The organism is Clostridium pasteurianum, assembly GCF_001705235.1.
GTDB lineage: Bacteria > Bacillota > Clostridia > Clostridiales > Clostridiaceae > Clostridium_S > Clostridium_S pasteurianum_A.
On the sequence record NZ_MCGV01000001.1, the window covers coordinates 3211915 to 3231278 of the forward strand.

General features: G+C 31.6%; 14 protein-coding genes. 13 read left to right on the forward strand and 1 reads right to left on the reverse strand.

The features are described from left to right. Positions 1-39 precede the first annotated feature (39 nt). The 3 genes from BEE63_RS14450 (at position 40) to BEE63_RS14460 (ending at position 4536) form a co-directional block, all read left to right on the forward strand. On the forward strand, positions 40-2529 hold the full coding sequence (locus tag BEE63_RS14450; protein WP_066022061.1) for a TIM-barrel domain-containing protein: 2490 nt from the start codon (positions 40-42) through the stop codon (positions 2527-2529). Positions 2530-2614: 85 nt separating this feature from the next. Continuing rightward, entirely contained in the window at positions 2615-3556 is a 942-nt protein-coding gene (locus BEE63_RS14455) for an alpha/beta fold hydrolase (RefSeq protein ID WP_066022062.1), read from the forward strand. Between the two features lie 29 nt (positions 3557-3585). Continuing rightward, positions 3586-4536, forward strand: coding sequence for an alpha/beta hydrolase (locus tag BEE63_RS14460; protein ID WP_066022063.1), 951 nt, complete (start codon positions 3586-3588; stop codon positions 4534-4536). A 144-nt stretch (positions 4537-4680) separates the two neighbouring features. On the opposite strand, the gene BEE63_RS14465 is transcribed toward BEE63_RS14460, so the two are convergent. Continuing rightward, positions 4681-5547 (reverse strand): LysR family transcriptional regulator, encoded by an 867-nt coding sequence (locus tag BEE63_RS14465; protein WP_066022064.1) that lies wholly within the window; start codon positions 5545-5547, stop codon positions 4681-4683. Positions 5548-5759: 212 nt separating this feature from the next. Here BEE63_RS14465 and BEE63_RS14470 point away from each other — a divergent pair, with 212 nt between their 5' ends. The 10 genes from BEE63_RS14470 to prfB all read left to right on the forward strand — a co-directional run bounded on the left by BEE63_RS14470 (position 5760) and on the right by prfB (position 19315). Next, positions 5760-7142, forward strand: a complete 1383-nt coding sequence (locus BEE63_RS14470; protein WP_066022065.1) for a radical SAM protein — start codon at positions 5760-5762, stop codon at positions 7140-7142. Positions 7143-7242: 100 nt separating this feature from the next. Then, on the forward strand, positions 7243-8205 hold the full coding sequence (locus BEE63_RS14475; protein WP_066022066.1) for a DMT family transporter: 963 nt from the start codon (positions 7243-7245) through the stop codon (positions 8203-8205). Between the two features lie 432 nt (positions 8206-8637). Further along, positions 8638-9198 carry a glycerol-3-phosphate responsive antiterminator gene (locus BEE63_RS14480; protein WP_066022067.1) on the forward strand — a complete coding sequence of 187 codons (561 nt, stop codon included), beginning with the start codon at positions 8638-8640 and terminating at the stop codon, positions 9196-9198. A gap of 56 nt (positions 9199-9254) precedes the next feature. Next, positions 9255-10754, forward strand: coding sequence for a glycerol kinase GlpK (glpK, locus tag BEE63_RS14485; RefSeq protein ID WP_066022068.1), 1500 nt, complete (start codon positions 9255-9257; stop codon positions 10752-10754). A gap of 151 nt (positions 10755-10905) precedes the next feature. Further along, positions 10906-12333 carry an NAD(P)/FAD-dependent oxidoreductase gene (locus BEE63_RS14490; protein ID WP_066022069.1) on the forward strand — a complete coding sequence of 476 codons (1428 nt, stop codon included), beginning with the start codon at positions 10906-10908 and terminating at the stop codon, positions 12331-12333. Positions 12334-12349: 16 nt separating this feature from the next. Beyond that, entirely contained in the window at positions 12350-13603 is a 1254-nt protein-coding gene (locus BEE63_RS14495) for an NAD(P)/FAD-dependent oxidoreductase (RefSeq protein WP_066022070.1), read from the forward strand. Between the two features lies 1 nt (position 13604). Continuing rightward, entirely contained in the window at positions 13605-13955 is a 351-nt protein-coding gene (locus BEE63_RS14500) for a DUF1667 domain-containing protein (protein ID WP_066022071.1), read from the forward strand. Positions 13956-14836: 881 nt separating this feature from the next. After that, complete coding sequence (gene hpf / locus BEE63_RS14505; protein WP_066022072.1) at positions 14837-15364, forward strand: ribosome hibernation-promoting factor, HPF/YfiA family; 528 nt, start codon at positions 14837-14839, stop codon at positions 15362-15364. A gap of 214 nt (positions 15365-15578) precedes the next feature. After that, on the forward strand, positions 15579-18101 hold the full coding sequence (gene secA, locus BEE63_RS14510; RefSeq protein WP_066022073.1) for a preprotein translocase subunit SecA: 2523 nt from the start codon (positions 15579-15581) through the stop codon (positions 18099-18101). Between the two features lie 103 nt (positions 18102-18204). After that, positions 18205-19315 (forward strand): peptide chain release factor 2 gene (gene prfB, locus BEE63_RS14515; RefSeq protein WP_198507940.1). Its coding sequence is split into 2 segments (ribosomal slippage): positions 18205-18282 and positions 18284-19315, totalling 1110 coding nucleotides; the frame shifts between segments, so codons are not numbered across the junction. Positions 19316-19364 lie beyond the last annotated feature (49 nt).

The following is a 19364-nucleotide window of genomic DNA, read 5'->3' on the forward strand; positions in this document are numbered from 1 at the left end:
AGGTATTATAGGAATACACATGACGGGAGGATATTATTTATGAAAGTAAGTAACAAAATTATAAGCCTTAAAAATGTTGAAAACTATTTAGAGATTATTACAAATGCAGCTAAGTATAGAATCATACTTTTAAATGATGATATAGTAAGAATACGCTGTACTTTTGATAAGGAATTTCAAAAGGAAGCATCTTATGCCTTAGTTATGACTGCATGGAATGATGAAACAGATAATTTATTGGCCAAAGAAAGAGTAAAGGTTGAGGCACTTAGCAGTAAATATGAAGACTTAGGAGATCATATTCTGTTATCTACTGCAAAATTAAATATAAATATTTATAAAGAACCATTTGGAATAGAAATTTTAGATAAGAAGGGTAATGTATTACACTCCGATTTAATGGAAAAAGCTTATGTAGAGGATTCTAAAGGAAGATTATATCATTACTCTTGTATGGAAGATAATGATTATTTCTATGGGTTTGGTGAAAAATCTGGATATTTAAATAAGAGAAGAAGAAGAATGAGAATGCATAACTATGATACTTATGGATATGATTCAGAATGTACAGATCCACTATACAAGCATATACCTTTTTATGTTAAGTTCAATAGTAAAAACAATATAGCTAGTGGATTATTTTATAACAATTCTTATGATTCAATTTTTGATGTTGGATGCGAAAGAGTAGGCTACTGGAAGGATTACAGTTATTTCTGTGCTGATGGCGGTGAATTAGATGTATTCTTTATATACGGACCTACAATAAAAAATGTAGTAAAAAATTACACTGATTTAACTGGAAAAACTAAGTTGCCTCCAAGATATTCACTTGGTTATATGGGTTCAACAATGTATTATACAGAACTTGATAAAGATTCAGATAAAACTATTTTGAAGTTCTTAGATAAATGTAAGGAAGCAGAAATTCCTTGTGATGGGTTCTTCTTATCATCAGGGTATACTTCCTCAAAGGACAATAAGAGATATGTATTTAATTGGAATTATGATAGGTTCAGTGATCCTAAAGATTTTGTTGAACAAATGAAAGAAAAGGGTGCGTCTTTAGTACCGAATATAAAACCGGGTATGTTGAAATCTCATCCATTATATAAGGAATTTGATGAAAGTGATGCTTATATAAAAGATGAAACAGGTAAAAAGTCTGAACAGGAAAGATACTGGGGAGGTCATGCTTCTTTTGTGGATTTTACAAGTCCTAAAGGAAGAGAAGAGTGGAAAAAGCATTTAAAGGATTCATTGGTTTCCCTTGGAATTACATCAATATGGAATGATAATAATGAATATGACATGAAAAATGATGATGCTGTTTGCTGCGTTGAAGGACTGAAAAGGGGAATAGGCGGTTTAAGACCGATTATGACAAATTTAATGTCCTTTGTAGCAAATGAGGCAGTGGAAGAAGTTTATCCAAATGCTAGACAATATGTAATTAGTAGATCTGGATTTGCAGGAATTCAGCGTTATGCGCAGACATGGGCAGGAGACAATGGCACAAGTTGGAAGAGCCTTAAATTTAATATTCCTGTAATACTTGGATTAGGTCTTTCAGGAGTAGCAAATCAAGGCTGTGATATAGGTGGATTTTACGGAGAAGCACCTGAACCAGAATTATTTGTAAGATGGGTTCAAAACGGAATATTCCAGCCAAGATTTTCAATACATTCTTGCAATACTGATAACACTGTTACAGAACCATGGATGTACCCATCATATACTAAATATATACGTGATGCCATAAAACTTAGATATAAATTAGTACCATATATGTATTCTTTGTTATATGAAGCATCTACAGAAGGAAATCCAATTATGAGACCTTTAGTCTATGAATTTCCTGAGGATAAGAAGTTGCTTGAAGAAAGTTTCGATTTTATGCTTGGAAAGTCTATTCTTGTTGCAAATGTTCTTGAAAAGGGTGCAAAAACTAGAAAAGTATATTTACCAAAAGGGGCTCTTTGGTTTGAATGGAACACTAAACATGTATATCAAGGAGGACAGACCATTGAATTTGATGTTTCTTTAGATTCAATTCCGATGTTTATTAGAAGTGGTGCGATTGTTCCTGTATGTGGAGAATTAACGAACCTTCATAAAGATTCAATGGAAAAACTTAATTTAATGATAGAGCCATCGCAGGAATCAAGTTTTGTATTGTATGAAGATGATGGAACTACAAATGATTATAAAAATGGAGATTATTTAAAAACAACAATAGCAATAGACAATAAGAGTGGAATAAAAATAAGCTTTAATAAAACTGGAAATTACAAAACAGAAGTCAAGAAAATGCTAGTGGATGTAATCTGTAAGGATATGGCTCCAAAGCAGGTTAAACTGAAAGATAAAGTACTTCCTATGTTCTTAGATGAAAAAGAATGGGAGAGTAGTGAATTTGGATGGCACTATGATATTGAACAAAAGACAGTAAGAGTAAAATATAATAATGTTGATGGAGATTATATTTTGCATGTTGATTGTGACATGAAAGATTTAATTGCTATGTAATTTGCTATATATGCTGTACTAGAATAGAAATATTTTAGTGCAGCATATATTTAAATTCAATGAAATAAAATTAGGGGGAATAAATATGGCATTTCAGGAAAGAAGCTTTAAATCATTTAATGAAAGAGACATGGTACAAGCTTGGATTTATACTCCAGTACGTAAGCCAAAAGGAATTGTACAACTTGTACATGGTTATCATGAGCATTCACGTAGGTATTTACATACAATACTTAAGCTAAATGATGCAGGATTTATAGTTGCAGCAGATGATCATGTAGGGCATGGAAAAACTGCTTATTTGTCAGGTAACTGGACAGACTGGGGTGATAAAGGATATATGACAATGGCAGAAGATGAGCACACTCTGCGTAAAATTGTACAGAAGGAATATCCTAATTTGCCTTACTTTATGTTTGGACATAGTATGGGTTCAATGATTGCAAGATCTTATGCTACTGTTTATGGTGATGGACTTGATGGATTGATGCTATGTGGAACACCAGGAGTATTTAAAACAGCAGCTTCAGTTGCTTATAGTTTAAAAAAGTTAATAGATGAAGGTAGAGGAGAAGAAAGTGCAGCAGAGTATGAAGGGAAACTTATGGGATGGATGTGGACATCAAAACGTTACGAAGAAAAGCCTATAACTTCAAGAAGTGAATGGGTTTGTAGTGACCCAGATGTAATTGCAGATCATGGAAGAGACATATATAGTGATTTAGTAACGTCACCTAATATACGTTCTCTATACTATTTTGCAACGATGATGGATGCAAATGTAGGGACAAAGTGGGCAGAAAAGGTGCCAACATCAATTCCGGTTTATAATATTGCAGGAGATAAAGATCCTGTTGGAAATTATGGAGAAGGTGCATATGCTGTGTCAAATTGGCTTGCAGAAACAGGGCATATGGTGAGAACAAAGATTTATCCTGGATATCGTCATGAAATACTTAATTATCTTGATATTAGAGATGAAATTGAGGACGGAATCATAGAGTTTGTTAAATACATTATTGATTAATTAAGGATAGGGGAGGAGAATATTAAATTATGGTGGAACCTAAAATGTATTCATATGCAGATTTTCCTACTAATGAAGCATCAATTGAAGGAATGAAAGTAATAGAAGGAGATATTGAAAAGCTTAATATTAAATGGTTTGAAAACGTTGAGTATAAGGGCAGGGGAGATAAGAAGCTTTATTTACAAGTTTTAGTTCCAAATACAGTTGATGATCATGTATTTGTATCACCTACACCTATAAAGTCAGCTAAGCCATGGCCAATAATTATTTATATACCGGGTTCTGGATGGCATAAACAAAATATCAATGAAGCTGTTATAAGGCTTTCTAAAATTGCAGAAAGAGGTTTTGTGGTTGCATTAGTTCAATACAGACCGTCAGAAGATGGCGGAATTTTTCCAGCACAAATATTAGATGCAAAGGCAGCTGTTAAATTTATGAAAGAACATGCAGATTATTATTCTGCGGATCCTAATGAAATAGTAATTTGGGGAGATTCTTCAGGTGGGCATACAGCTTTAATGACAGCTTTTACAGGAGAGGAACAATTAATTGATAGAGAGGATTGTAAATTTAATTATGATTGTAGTGTAAGGGGTGTTATAAATTATTATGGTGCTGTGGATATTTCTAAAATGAATGAGGAACTTTCTATTTTAGATCACAGAGGTGCAGATAGTCCAGAAGGATTTTGGCTTGGTCATAAAAGTGTACTCCAAAATATGGAGCTTGTTGAGCCAACAGTAGTTACAAATTATATATCTAAAACCAAAGATATTCCACCAGTTTTAACTTTCCATGGCGACAAGGATAGAGTTGTTCCAATTACACAGAGTATTTTACTGTATGAAACTTTAAAAAATGCAGGTAAAGATATAACTTTTTATAAAATTATAGGAGGAGATCATGGAGGTCCAAGTTTTTGGACAGATTCTGTTTTAGATATTGTAGAAAAATTCATCAGAGGAGTTATCTAAAAGATTTTTGTTTAAATTACAAAGATATATAAATATTAAAAATAGGAGTTTTGCAAACTTATGATATTTTTGTACTATAAGATTAAGCGAAGCTCCTAATTATTAAAAATTGTTTCAATAAAAGCATTATAGAATAATAAAAATTTATATTTTGAATGTCTGCAAAAAGTGTTTGGCAGCATAAGATAGGTACTGATCTTTCAGCCATACCACAGTTGTGCTTGTGTTTAAAGATGGCTCATTAATTTCTTTGTAATTTAAGTCCACACCAGAAATAAGTCCAACTGAATCTTTGGGAATGATGGCAACGCCTATTCCTGTATTTGCCAGGAGTAATATTGAGTGTGTATCTTCAATTTTGCACAGTATTCTTGGCTGAAATCCGGCTTTTTTGCATAATTCTACTATCAATTTTTCATATCTACGCTGTACTAAAAGAGGTTTTCCATCAAGGTCACTTAGAGATATAGTTTTATTACTTGTCTTCCAGCACATATCTTTATTGGATACAGCCGCCATTGGCACAGAGGGTAAATTTATTGATTCATAAATTTCTGAATTTATTGGGGTTCGTATAATCCCAATATCTATTACACCATTTTTTAACAATTCTAGTATTTCATCTGTACCGCATTCCTGTATTTCAAAGTTTATTTTTGGATATTTTTTGTGAAAATCATATATTCGCTGCGGCAATAGTATATCTCCTGAAGATGATATGCTTCCTATAGATAGTGTTCCTTGAATTCCCTCATTAAAGTCCTTTAATTCTTTAACTGTGGATTCTATTAATTTCATTATTTGATTAGAATTATGATATAGTTTTCTTCCTGCATCAGTAAGCTGAAATTTTCTAGTACTTCTTTCTATTAACTTTACGTCTAATTCATTTTCTATTAATTTCAATTGTTGACTGAGATGAGGTTGAGCTATATGAAGCTTTTTAGCTGCTTTAGTTATATTTCCTTCTTCAACAATTGCGTGAAAGTAGGTAATCTGTTTTATATCCATAAAATTAATCACTCCGAACAATTAATTCATACATATATTTGTATAAATATAATAACAAATACATATTTTTTGTATATATAACTTTTTGATATAATGATACATGAAGTCAAAATTAAAGTCAAATGATAATAAATAAGATTTAATATTTAGCATTTTAAATTGCAAGCATTTATATTAGTTTATAAAGCTATAATTTACTAGGAGGAATTTGTATGGAGATAAAAGATACTTTGGAGAAAGCTGCTAAAGAGGCGATTATAAACAAAGTTGTTGGTTATCTTGACAAAGATCCGGAGAAAAATGTAAATAAAATATTTGCAGCCATTAAAAAGCTAACAAAAGATGAATCTGCATTATCTCAGATTGAGTTTGTTGAGAATTATTATAACAACGATAAGTACAAGCATGAATTTATTCAGGATATTTTAAAAAATACAGACACTAAATGCCTAAAAAAATTTTTTACCAACTTCTTTGCAAATGCAAATTGGTATGCTGGTCCTAGGAGACAAAAATATTTGGACAAAGAGGATACTAAAATACCATTTGTTATGCTTTTGAGTCCATCTATGAGATGCCCACTTCATTGTAAGGGATGTTACGCATCAAGTTTTAGTAAAAAGGATGATATTCCACCAGAGGAAGTTGATAGAATTGTTAGAGAAGCAAGAGATCTAGGAATTTATTATATTATTATTTTGGGCGGTGAGCCGTTTTTTAATGATTATCTTCTTGATATCTATGAAAAGTATGACGACATAATATTTACACCGTTCACCAGTGGACTTTTACTTAATGAAAAAATTGCTGATAGACTTAAAAAATGTGGAAATGTTATACCAATGCTTTCTATTGAAGGATTTGAAGAGGACACTGATTCACGTAGGGGAAAAGGAACTTATAAAAAAGTTTTAAAAGCTATGGATATGCTTCATGAAAGAGGTATACTATTTGGAGTATCGTCTGCAGTTACAAGAACTAATATAGATACAGTACTCAGTGATGAGTTTACAGACATGTTAATTGAAAAGGGCTCTAAAATGAGCTGGTATTTTCTGTTCATGCCTGTTAATGGTGAGTATGAAGATTTTAACATGATGCTTACGGCAAAGCAGAGAGATTATCTTGGAAGAAGATCCCGAGAAATAAGAGCTAATAAGCCGTATTTTACAATAGATTTCTTTAATGATGCGCCATATGTAGGTGGATGTATTGCAGGAAAATATTATTTCCATGTTAATTCAAAAGAGGATGTTGAGCCATGTATATTTTCTCATTTTTCCACAGTTAATTTAAAGGGCAAGCATTTGATTGATGCATTTAGAGATCCATTTTTCAAAAAACTAAGATCTATACAACCTTACAATAAAAACATGTTAAGGCCATGTATGATGATAGATAATACAAATGTTATAATAGATGTATGTAATGAAGTAGGAGCAAAACCAGATGATTCTGGAGCAGAAAAAATGCTTCACGATGATGTGTTCCATAAAAAAATAACAAAATCAGCAGAGGAATTTAAGCCCTATGCTGATAAGACATGGAAAGAATTTTTTAATGAGAAGGGTAACGATAATTTTTCTAGAGGATAAGGTTTAATTGGGTTTATCATATAAAGGTAGGTAACTTTATATGAGAAATCCTTAAAAATGATAATTAATTACTAATATTACAAAGGAAGTGTCTTTACACATGAAAAAGGGGTACCTATATATTTTGTTGTCCACCATACTATTTTCAAGTATGGAAATTGCTTTAAAACTTGTTGCAAGTATATTTAATCCAATTCAACTTACATTTTTAAGATTCTTAATTGGTGCATTAATTTTAATGCCATTTGCACTAAAGATTATGAAAAAAAAGAATCTAAAATTAAATAAAAGTGATTATAAATTTTTTCTTATTGAAGGCTTTATATGTGTTGTAATAAGTATGACATTTTTTCAATTGGGGGTTTTAAATTGTAAAGCTTCAATTGTTGCTATACTTTTTAGTTGTAATCCTATATTTGTAATTCCTTTTGCTTATTTTATGCTTGATGAAAAAGTATATAAGGCAACTATTGTTTCTTTAATTATAAGTATAATAGGAATGATTGTAATAATGAATCCTGCTAATATGACAAGCAGTGTAAGTGGAATTATATTTACATTAATATCCGCAGTAACTTTTGCACTGTATGGTGTAGTTGGTAAAAAGAGAAGTGCAAGATATGGCGGAATAGTATCAAGTTCTTTTTGTTTCCTTTTTGGAAGTCTTGAAATGTTAGTACTTATTTTAATATCAAAAATAAGTTTTGTAGCAAACGCCCTTACAGGTGCAGGCTTAAAAACTTTTGCTAATATAAGTGTGTTTCAAGGAATTAGACTAGCTACATTGCCTAACCTTATTTATATCGGTATATTTATAACTGGTCTTGGATATACATTTTACTTTTTAGCTATGGAAGAAACATCTGCGGCTACAGCATCGCTTGTATTTTATATTAAACCAGCACTTGCTCCTATTCTTGCACTAATAATATTACATGAATCTATAGCATTAAATACAATTGCAGGAATTGTTCTAATAATTGCAAGTTCATGTATAACATTTATTGCAAATAGTAGAAGAGCAAAGGCTAATGAAGAAAATGAGGAAGAGGAAGCTGTTTAAGGTTTTTAATTCTTGTGAAGTAATAGTATTTAAGAGGTTAAATGCTATTACTTTATTTTTTTATGGAATGTATTGAGTTTATCTAATAAAGTGATATAATTTAATTATACTAGTATACAAGGACAACAGCGTGCAATAAAAAACAAAATTTATATATAATTTTGAAGTGGAGAAATAGAAGCAATTGGGAGAAAATGAAAACGTTATTTTAAAATTCTTTAGAAAGAAGGGGTAAGAAAAGTTTTTTATGAATATAGTATTTATATAGTTTAATAAAAATAATGATATTATTACTTCGGATTAGACTAGTAGATATGAAACTGTTTTAATGATAATATTAATATTATAGGAATAAATTTTTAAGCAGTAAATTTAGCTTTTATTAAAAAGTATTTTATATGATGAAATATAAAATGTAAGTGTAGGAGTGTTATGAATATTAAAGATTTATTAGAAGAGAATCCGGTTATAGCAGCTGTGAAAAATGAAAAGCAATTAGAATTAGCACTAAATTCTGAGATTAAGATTATATTTGTTTTGTTTGGTGATATAATGAATGTTCAGAAAATAAGTGACGTTATAGCATCAAAAAACAAGATAGGAATAATTCATATTGATTTAGTTGAGGGATTAATGACTAATAAAGAAGTTGTTTTAAGGTATATTAAAGAAAAAACAAAATTTAGGGGAATAATCAGTACGAAGTCGCAAGTTTTAAAATACGCTAAAAGGTATAATCTGATATGCGTTCAGAGAGTATTTATATTTGATACTCTTTCACTGAATAATGTTAAAAATCATATTATTTCCGAATGTGATGCAGTTGAAGTGCTTCCAGGAATAATTCCAAAGGTATTTAAAATAATCGCAAAATGTTCTAATAAGCCAGTGGTTGCTGGTGGACTAATTGAGACTAAAGAAGAAGTAATGCAAGCTTTAAGTTCAGGAGCAGCATGTGTATCTACAACTAAAAAAGAAATTTGGAGTATGTAAAGTAAACTTAGGGCAATCGTTTAACTATAGAATTTAGATGATGGAAGGTGTGTTATATGAAAAAATACATAATTGCATTAGATCAGGGTACTACAAGTTCAAGAGCAATAATATTTGATAATGAACAAAATATTTTGGGGATTAGTCAAAAAGAATTTACGCAAATTTATCCTAATGAAGGATGGGTTGAACACGATCCATTAGAAATATGGGCAAGTCAATATGGTGTTTTGCAGGAAGTAATGGCAAAAACAAATATAACTCAGGAAGATGTAGCTGCAATAGGAATTACAAATCAACGTGAAACAACAATTGTATGGGATAAGAATACTGGAGAGCCTATATACAATGCTATTGTATGGCAGTGCAGAAGAACAGCAGCTATAGTTGACGAACTTAAGCATGATGAGGAATTTGCCAGTTATGTAAAAGAGAATACAGGCTTATTATTAGATGCATATTTTTCGGCTACTAAAATAAAATGGATATTAGATAATGTAGAAGGTGTAAGGCAGAAAGCAGAAAATGGAGAGCTACTTTTTGGTACAGTTGATACCTGGCTTGTGTGGAAACTTACAAATGGTAGAGCACATGTAACCGACTACACAAATGCATCTAGAACAATGCTTTATAATATAAAAGAATTAAAATGGGATGAGAAAATTTTAAAGAAGCTTAATATTCCTGAATCAATGCTTCCGGAGGTTAAAAATTCATCTGAAATATACGGATATACTAATCTTGGAGGTACAGGTGGTATTAGAGTGCCAATAGCAGGTGTGGCTGGTGACCAGCAGTGTGCTTTATTTGGCCAAACTTGCTTTGAGGCAGGCAGTGTTAAAAATACTTACGGAACAGGATGCTTCTTACTTATGAATACAGGGGAAAAAATGATTCAAAGTAAAAATGGGTTAGTAACTACTATTGCAATTGGATTAAATGGTAAGGTACAGTATGCTCTCGAAGGATCAGTATTTGTAGGTGGAGCTGTAATTCAATGGATTAGGGATGAACTTAAATTAGTTAATGATGCTGCGGATACAGAATATTTTGCTAAAAAAGTAGAAGATAACGGTGGCGTGTATGTTGTTCCGGCATTTACTGGACTTGGTGCACCTTATTGGGATATGTATGCTAGGGGTGCTATTCTTGGTTTGACAAGAGGTGCTAACAGAAACCATATAATTAGAGCTGCTCTAGAGTCTATTGCATATCAGTCAAGAGATCTTATAGATGCTATGCAGGAGGATTCGGGCTGTAAACTTACAAGAATTAAAGTTGATGGTGGGGCAAGTACTAATAATTTATTACTTCAATTTCAGGCGGATATAACGGGAGCAGAGGTTGTAAGACCTATAATAACTGAAACAACAGCACTTGGTGCAGCGTACCTTGCAGGACTTGCTGTAGGTTTCTGGAAGTCAAAAGAAGAAATTGCGGAAAAATGGGCTGTGAGTCAGGTGTATACTCCAAATCTAGATGAGGATAAGAAAGAAAAATTGTATAGAGGATGGAAAAAGGCAGTTAAGAGAGTTCAGAATTGGGAAGAAGAATAAATACTATACAAATAAGTTATTAAAGTATATAATGTAATTACAAGTTAATATAAATTGCTTAGAGAATTTAGAGTCAGGCAAAAAAATGAGTGAAGTTTTCACTTGTTTTTGGTCTGGCTTTTTTTATTTAGCATAATAAGGAGGGTGTAATATGTACGATGTTGCGATAATTGGGGCAGGTGTTATAGGTTGCTCTATATTTAGAGAACTAACTAAGTATAAATTAAAAGTGGTTATTTTAGAAAAAGAGAAAGATGTTTCAATGGGGACTAGTAAGGCAAATTCGGCAATAGTTCACGCGGGTTATGATCCTGAAGAAGGAACATTAATGGCAAAATATAATGTAAAAGGTAACGAAATGTTTGAAGGTTTATGCAAAGAATTGAGTGTACCATTTAAGAGAAATGGATCATTAGTTTTAGCTTTTAATGAAGAGGATATTAAGACAATAAAGCATTTATATGAAAATGGGACAAAAATAGGTGTAAAGAATTTAAAAGTTTTAACTAAGGATGAAGTACTTAAAATGGAACCAAATCTCAGCGAAAAAGTACAGGGAGCATTATATGCACCTACTGGGGGAATAGTAGGACCTTTTGAATACACAATTGCACTAGCGGAGAATGCTGCTCAAAATGGTGGAGAAATTAAATTAAAAAAAGAAGTAGTTTCAATAGAAAAAAATGACACTTTTAAAATTACAGCTAAAGATGGAGAAATTATAGAAGCAAAATTTATAATAAATGCGGCAGGACTTTATGCGGATAAGATTCATAATTTAATTTGCAGTGAAAGCTTTAAGATAACTCCAAGAAGCGGTGAATATTTTGTAATGGACAAAAGCCAGGGAAGTGTAGTAAGTCATACAATATTTCAATGTCCATCAAAGTTAGGAAAAGGAGTTTTAGTAACACCAACTGTTCATGGAAATCTATTAATTGGCCCTGATGCTAGGGATATAGATGATAAGGAAGATATGGGAACTGAAGCAGAGGGACTAGCAGCTATAAGAGAGGCTTCTAAACTTTCAACTGAAAAGGTTAATTTTAGAGAATCTATAAGAAATTTTGCTGGACTTAGAGCAAATCCTGATACAGATGATTTTATAGTAGAGGAAAATAATGAGGTTAAAGGCTTTATTGATGCAGCAGGAATGAAATCGCCAGGGTTATCTTCGGCACCAGCTATTGCTTTAGATGTGGTAAATATATTAGAAAAGGCAGGATGTAAGCTGGATAAAAAAGAAAATTTTGAAGCTAAAAGAGAACAGATTTATTTTAAAGATTTGTCTCCTAAGGAAAAATCAAAATTGATAAAGAAAAATCCTAAGTATGGCAGAATAATATGCAGATGTGAAAGTATAACGGAGGGTGAAATTGTAGATGCAATAAGGAGAAGCTTTGGAGTACTTTCAATAGATGGTATTAAAAGAAGATGCAGACCAGGAATGGGAAGATGTCAGGGTGGATTCTGTGGACCAAGAGTTCAGGAAATAATTGCAAGAGAATATAATATTCCACTAGAAAATGTTGATTTAGAAAAAGATGGTTCTTACATTTTAGTGGGAAAAACTAAGTAGAAGGCGGTGGATAGTTATGAATTATCAATTGATAGTAGTTGGAGGGGGACCAGCAGGACTTGCAGCTGCTTATGAAGCATATAATAATGGAATAAAAAATATTTTGATTTTGGAAAGAGATAAAGAATTAGGTGGAATACTAAATCAGTGTATTCATAATGGTTTTGGTCTTCATACCTTTAAAGAGGAGCTTACAGGACCTGAGTATGCAAATAGATTTATTGAAATGGTTAAAGATACAGGTATAGAAGTTAAGCTTAATACTATGGTATTAGAAATAACAAAAGACAAAAGGGTTTATGCAATAAATTCAGAAGAAGGATATATGGAACTTCAAGCTGAAGCCATAATTCTTTCAATGGGCTGTAGGGAGAGAACTAGAGGTGCAATTAATATACCAGGAGATAGACCTTCAGGAGTATTTACTGCTGGTTCAGCACAGAGATACATTAATGTAGAAGGGTATATGCCAGGTAAAGAGGTTCTTATATTAGGATCAGGCGATATAGGACTTATAATGGCAAGAAGAATGACACTTGAAGGTGCAAAAGTTAAAGCAGTTGTTGAATTGTGTCCATATTCTAACGGATTAAATAGAAATATAGTGCAGTGCTTAAATGATTACGATATACCGCTATATTTATCACATACGGTAGTAGATATTATTGGTAAAGAAAGAGTTGAAAAAGTAATAATAGCTAAAGTTGATGAAAATAAAAGACCTATTAAAGGAACTGAAAAAGAGTTTAAGGTAGATACATTATTATTATCAGTTGGATTAATTCCTGAAAATGAATTATCATCTAATGCTGGAATAGAACTCGACAGAAGGACAAATGGCTTAAGAGTTACAGAAAGTATGGAAACATCTGTGGATGGAATATTTGCTTGTGGTAATGTGGTACATGTTCATGATTTAGTTGATTTTGTAACAGAAGAATCAAAACGCACAGGTGCTTCAGCTGCACGTTATATTAAGCATGAACTTAAAAAAGATAAATATGTAAATGTAGTGAATGGTAAAAATGTGAATTACACAGTGCCTCAGAAGCTTAATACGGATGATGTTCAAGATAAGCTAACTATATTTATGAGAGTAAACAATATATATCATAATAAAGTATTAGTAGTTAGAAGCGGTGATACAATTATAGCCAAATTTAAGAGAGCTAATTTAGCACCATCAGAAATGGAGAAAATAGTTTTGAGTAAAGTGCTGCTTGATAAAATAAAAGATGATGTAACAATATCATTAGAGGATGGTGAGTAGTATGGAAAGGGAGTTAATATGCATATGTTGTCCTAGGGGATGTCATTTAAAAGTTGATGATAAAAATTTAATTGTAAGTGGAAATAATTGCCCTAGGGGAGCGGAGTATGGAGTTAATGAAGTAACAAATCCAGTAAGAATAATAACTTCAACTGTAAAAGTAAATGGTGAGAGTGCAGCAGTAGTTCCAGTAAAGACTCAAAATGCAATACCAAAAGGTCTTACTATGAAATGCATGGATGAAATTAATAAAGTTAGTGTAAATACGCCTATTAAAATTGGCGATGTTATAATTAAAAATGTACTTGGAACTGGCGTTAATATTATTGCTACTAAGAATGTAGAGAAGTAATAGTATTTTGAAACATTAAATAAAATTCATAAGTCTAAGTTACGAATTATAAAAATACTAAGACATTTTAATAACTCGCTGAAAAAATGCTCAAACAAATTAAAATTTCTAAGTCTTTTTATAATTTGTAACAAGACTTATTGAATTTTATTTAAACCGTTCCCAAAATACTATTACTTCTCTAAAAATAAAAGCAAGGTGAATTTTTCTCCGTTTCTCTACGAAAAATAATATATTAAACTATTTAAAGATCAAATAATTTGATTTCTCAAATTTTGTATTTACGGAGGAATTTTTACCTTGTTTTACCACAAAAGCAAATTAACATTGATGAAGTAACTATTTAAAAAAATTCTAATAAATCTTGATTAAAAAATCATAAAATATACCATATACGAGGTTTGGACTTTGCCTATTATCCTTCTTTACCAAAGATAATATATCTTTGTATTTATAATAATATATTAAATATTATCGGTAACCCAATATGACCCAAGCTCAGTTATGATGAGATTTATATAATTTTTTAATGTTACAAATCAATGTTAATTCGCAATAGTTATATTTAGTGCAATAGTCTTACTTAATTTTGTGAAAAATTTTAATTATAAGATATAATAAAATTGCACATACTAGAAATAAACAAAAATATAGCAGAATAAACTGAAAATAAAAGCAATTCTAACAGAAAAGGTTTAAAACTAGAAGTAATTTCAAGTAATAGCGATATAAATCAATTTAATATATAGTTTAATTGTTTTATTCTACTTGTTTTGTAAATTTAAAAAAGTTAAAATGTAGTCATAAAAGTAATATAAATATGATATGTAATTAAATAATTAATTATATATCCATATTGGGTTTAGAGAGGGGCTGGAATTATGAAAATAGTAGTTAGTGGAAGAAATATTGAGGTTACTCAAGGACTTAAGGAAGCAGTCGAGAAGAAGCTATCAAAACTTGAAAGATACTTTAAACCTGAAGTAGAAGCACATGTAACATTAAATGTAGAAAAGAATAGACAAATTGTAGAAGTGACAATACCATTTAATGGTGTCATTTTAAGAGGAGAAGAGTCCAACAATGATATGTATGCTTCAATAGATATTGTTAGTGATAAACTTGAAAGACAAGTTAGAAAACAAAAAACAAAGCTAGAAAGAAGAAAATATTCGGATTCATTAAGATTCCAGAACATACCAGATTATCACAACAAAGAAAATGATGAGGCTAAAATAGTAAAAACTAAGAAATTTGCTATAAAGCCAATGTCAGAAGAAGAAGCTGTACTTGAAATGGAACTCTTAGCACATAATTTTTTCGTATTTGAAAATGCAAATTCTAATGAAGTAAATGTAGTATATAAACGAAAAGACGGAAATTATGGATTAATTGAACCAGAATTTTAAAAAAGAGTAAGGAATTTTCCTTACTCTTTTATTTTGCAAATGTTAATTTTTTGTAGAAATTAATGTTTTAATCTTATATAAAGTTGAATGATTACCAAATAAATGATATAATCTATTAGATATTGATTTATTTAAATAAATGTAAAAAATGATGCTAATATTAAAAAGGGCATTTTACGTAATTTTATAAAATTTATAGTGAGGATGAATTGTTATGGGACTGTTAGAAAAGATATTTGGTACATACAGCGATAGGGAAGTTAAAAGAATCATCCCAATCGTTAATAAAGTAGATGCACTGGATGAGTCTATGCAAGCTTTAAGTGATGATGACTTAAAAGCCAAAACTGCTGAATTTAAGCAAAGATATGAGAACGGAGAAACACTTGATGATTTGCTTGTAGAGGCTTTTGCTGTAGCTAGAGAAGCTTCATCAAGAGTGCTTGGAATGAAGCCTTTTAGAGAACAAATTATAGGTGGTATTGTACTTCATCAGGGTAGAATTTCAGAAATGAAAACCGGTGAAGGAAAAACTTTGGTGGCAACTCTTCCTTCATATTTAAATGCCATTTCAGGAAAAGGTGTTCATGTAGTTACAGTAAATGATTACCTTGCACAAAGAGATATGGAATGGATGGGTAAATTATATAATTTCCTTGGATTAACCACAGGAGTAATTGTTCATGATCTTGACCAACAGCAAAGGAAGGAAGCTTATGCTGCTGATATAACTTATGGTACAAATAATGAATTTGGATTTGATTATTTAAGAGATAACATGGTTATATATAAAGAAGAGAGAGTTCAAAGACCTTTTAACTTCTGTATAGTCGATGAGGTTGACTCAATTTTAATTGATGAAGCTAGAACACCTCTTATAATATCAGGTGAAGGTGAGAAGTCTACTGAGTTTTATAAAGTGGCAGATAACTTTGCTAAAATGCTTAAAGAGGAAAAAGACTTTACTTTAGATGAGAAGACAAATTCTGCTATATTGACAGATGACGGAGTTGCAAAGGCAGAAAAATATTTCCACGTTGATAACTATGCTGATCCAGAGAACATGGAAATTCAGCATCATACTTCTCAAGCATTAAGAGCAAATTATTTGATGAAGCGTGATAAAGATTATATGGTAAAAGGCGATGAAGTAATAATCGTAGATGAATTCACTGGAAGACTTATGGAAGGTAGAAGATACAGTGATGGTCTTCACCAGGCAATAGAAGCAAAGGAAGGTGTTAAGGTTCAAAAAGAATCAAAGACACTTGCTACAATAACATTCCAGAACTATTTTAGAATGTATAATAAACTTTCAGGTATGACTGGTACCGCACTTACAGAGGAGTTAGAATTTAGAGAGATATATGGACTCGATGTAGTTGTAATTCCAACTCATAAACCAATAGCAAGAGTTGATGCACCAGATATTGTATATAAAACTGAAATGGGAAAATTTAAGGCCGTAGTTGAAGATATAGTTGAGACACATAAAAAAGGTCAGCCAGTACTTGTTGGTACTGTAAGTATAGAAAAGTCAGAACTAGTTTCTTCTTTACTAAAGAAAAAGGGAGTAAAGCATCAAGTTTTAAATGCAAAGTATCATGAGCAGGAAGCCGAGATAATATCACATGCAGGCGAAAAAGGCATGGTAACTATAGCAACTAATATGGCGGGCCGTGGTACTGATATAAAACTTGGAGAAGGAGTAGTAGAACTCGGAGGACTTAAGATAATAGGTACTCAGAGACATGAATCAAGGCGTATTGATAATCAGCTTAGAGGTCGTTCTGGTCGTCAGGGAGATCCAGGATATTCAAGATTTTATGTATCATTAGAAGATGATCTTATGAGAATATTTGGATCTGATAAACTAAAGGGCATGGTAGAAAAGCTTGGTTTAAGTGATGACGATGCAATAGAAAGTAAAATGGTAAGTTCAGCTATAGAAAATGCGCAAAAGAAAGTTGAAGGTAACAACTTTGATATAAGAAAAACTCTTATCCAGTATGATGATGTAATGAATAAGCAAAGAGAGATTATCTATAAACAGAGAAGTGAAGTTCTTGAGGGTGAAAACTTAAGAGATCAGATAGATTTAATGGCTAAAGATTTGATTAATAATGCTGTAGCTTCACATATCAGTGGTATTGATGAAGAACTTGAAGGTGATATTACAAAAATTTTAGATTATCTTCAAGATATATATCTTCCAAAGGGTGCAGTTACAGTTGAGGAACTTGCATCTATGTCTGATGAGGAAATGAAGGATAAACTTTATTCTATAGCTAAAGACATGTATGATAAAAAAGAAGAACAATTTGGCAGCGAACAAATGAGAGAGCTTGAAAGGGTAATACTTTTAAGAGTTGTTGATACAAAGTGGATGGATCATATTGATAGTATGGAACATTTAAAACAGGGTATAGGACTTAGAGCATACAAACAGCAGGATCCTACACAGGCATATCAAATGGAAGGTAGCGAAATGTTCGAGGAAATGGTAGAAGCTATAAAGGTTGAAACTGTTAAATACTTGTACCATGTTCAGGTTGAAAAAGCTCCTGAGAGAGAAAGAGTAGTAAATGTTGAACAAGTAAGTTACCAAGGTTCAGATGATGGAGCAGATACTAAGAAACAACCAGTAAGAAGAAAAACTAAAAAGATAGGAAGAAATGATCCATGTCCTTGTGGGTCAGGTAAGAAATATAAAGACTGTTGTGGAAGAAGAGCGTAAGTTTTAATGAAATTAATTTATACCTGTTCTAAAATCTTGATAAAAGATTTTGGTGCAGGTATAGTTTTATATATAAATTGTTTGAAATGAAAGGGTGATTTTAGTGCTAATAAAAGTTGAAGAAGCAGCTGCTTTAGTAAAAGAAATAGAAAATAGTACAAAAGAAATGAGGGCTTCTCTTTGACCTTGATAAAAGTAGAAGTAGAATAGATGAACTCGAAAGGGATATGGAAGAACCTGATTTTTGGAATGATATAAAAAGAGCACAGGAAATAAGTATGGAAGTTAAATTTCTTAAGAGCAGAGCCGATAGATTTAAATCTATTGAGGGAAGACTTGAAGATAGTAAAGTACTTATAGAAATGTGCAGGGAAGAAGAAAATGAAGAAGAAGCAGATGAACTGTTAAATGAGGTTAAGGATTTAAATAATGAGATAGAAAAATTTAGAATAGAAATACTTCTTTCAGGAGAATATGATAGAAATAATGCTATTTTAACTCTCCATACAGGTGTTGGCGGAAATGATGCACAGGATTGGACACAAATGCTTTTGAGGATGTACACTAGATGGGCAGAATCAAAAGGCTTTAAGGTTACTATAGTTGACATGCTTCCAGGTGATGAAGCTGGTATAAAGAGTGTTACACTAAATGTAGATGGAGAATTTGCATATGGCTATTTAAAGGCAGAAAAGGGAATACACAGGCTTGTCAGAATATCTCCTTTCAACGCTAATGGAAAAAGGCAGACATCATTTGCATCAGTTGAAGTGCTTCCACAGTTAACTAAGAGTCAAGATATTGAAATAAGGCCAGAACAAATTAGAGTAGATACTTATCGTTCAAGTGGAGCAGGTGGTCAGCATGTAAATAAGACTGAATCTGCAGTTAGAATAACCCATTTAGCAACAGGTATAGTAGTCCAATGTCAAAATGAAAGAAGTCAGCATTCAAATAAAGAAACTGCTATGAATATGTTAAAGTCAAAACTTGTTGAATTAAAAGAAAGAATGCATAAGGAAAAAATTGAAGATTTAGCAGGTGAGCTAAAAGATATGGGATGGGGAAATCAAATAAGGTCTTACGTATTTCAACCCTATACAATGGTTAAAGATCATAGAACGGCAGTAGAAACTTCAAATGTAAATGCTGTTATGGATGGTGAAATTGACGATTTTATAATTGGATATCTTAAAAAGGAGAGCAGCCTGTAACCTAATGTTAATGGGCTACTCTTTTAAAATTTTATGAAAGTCATTTTAG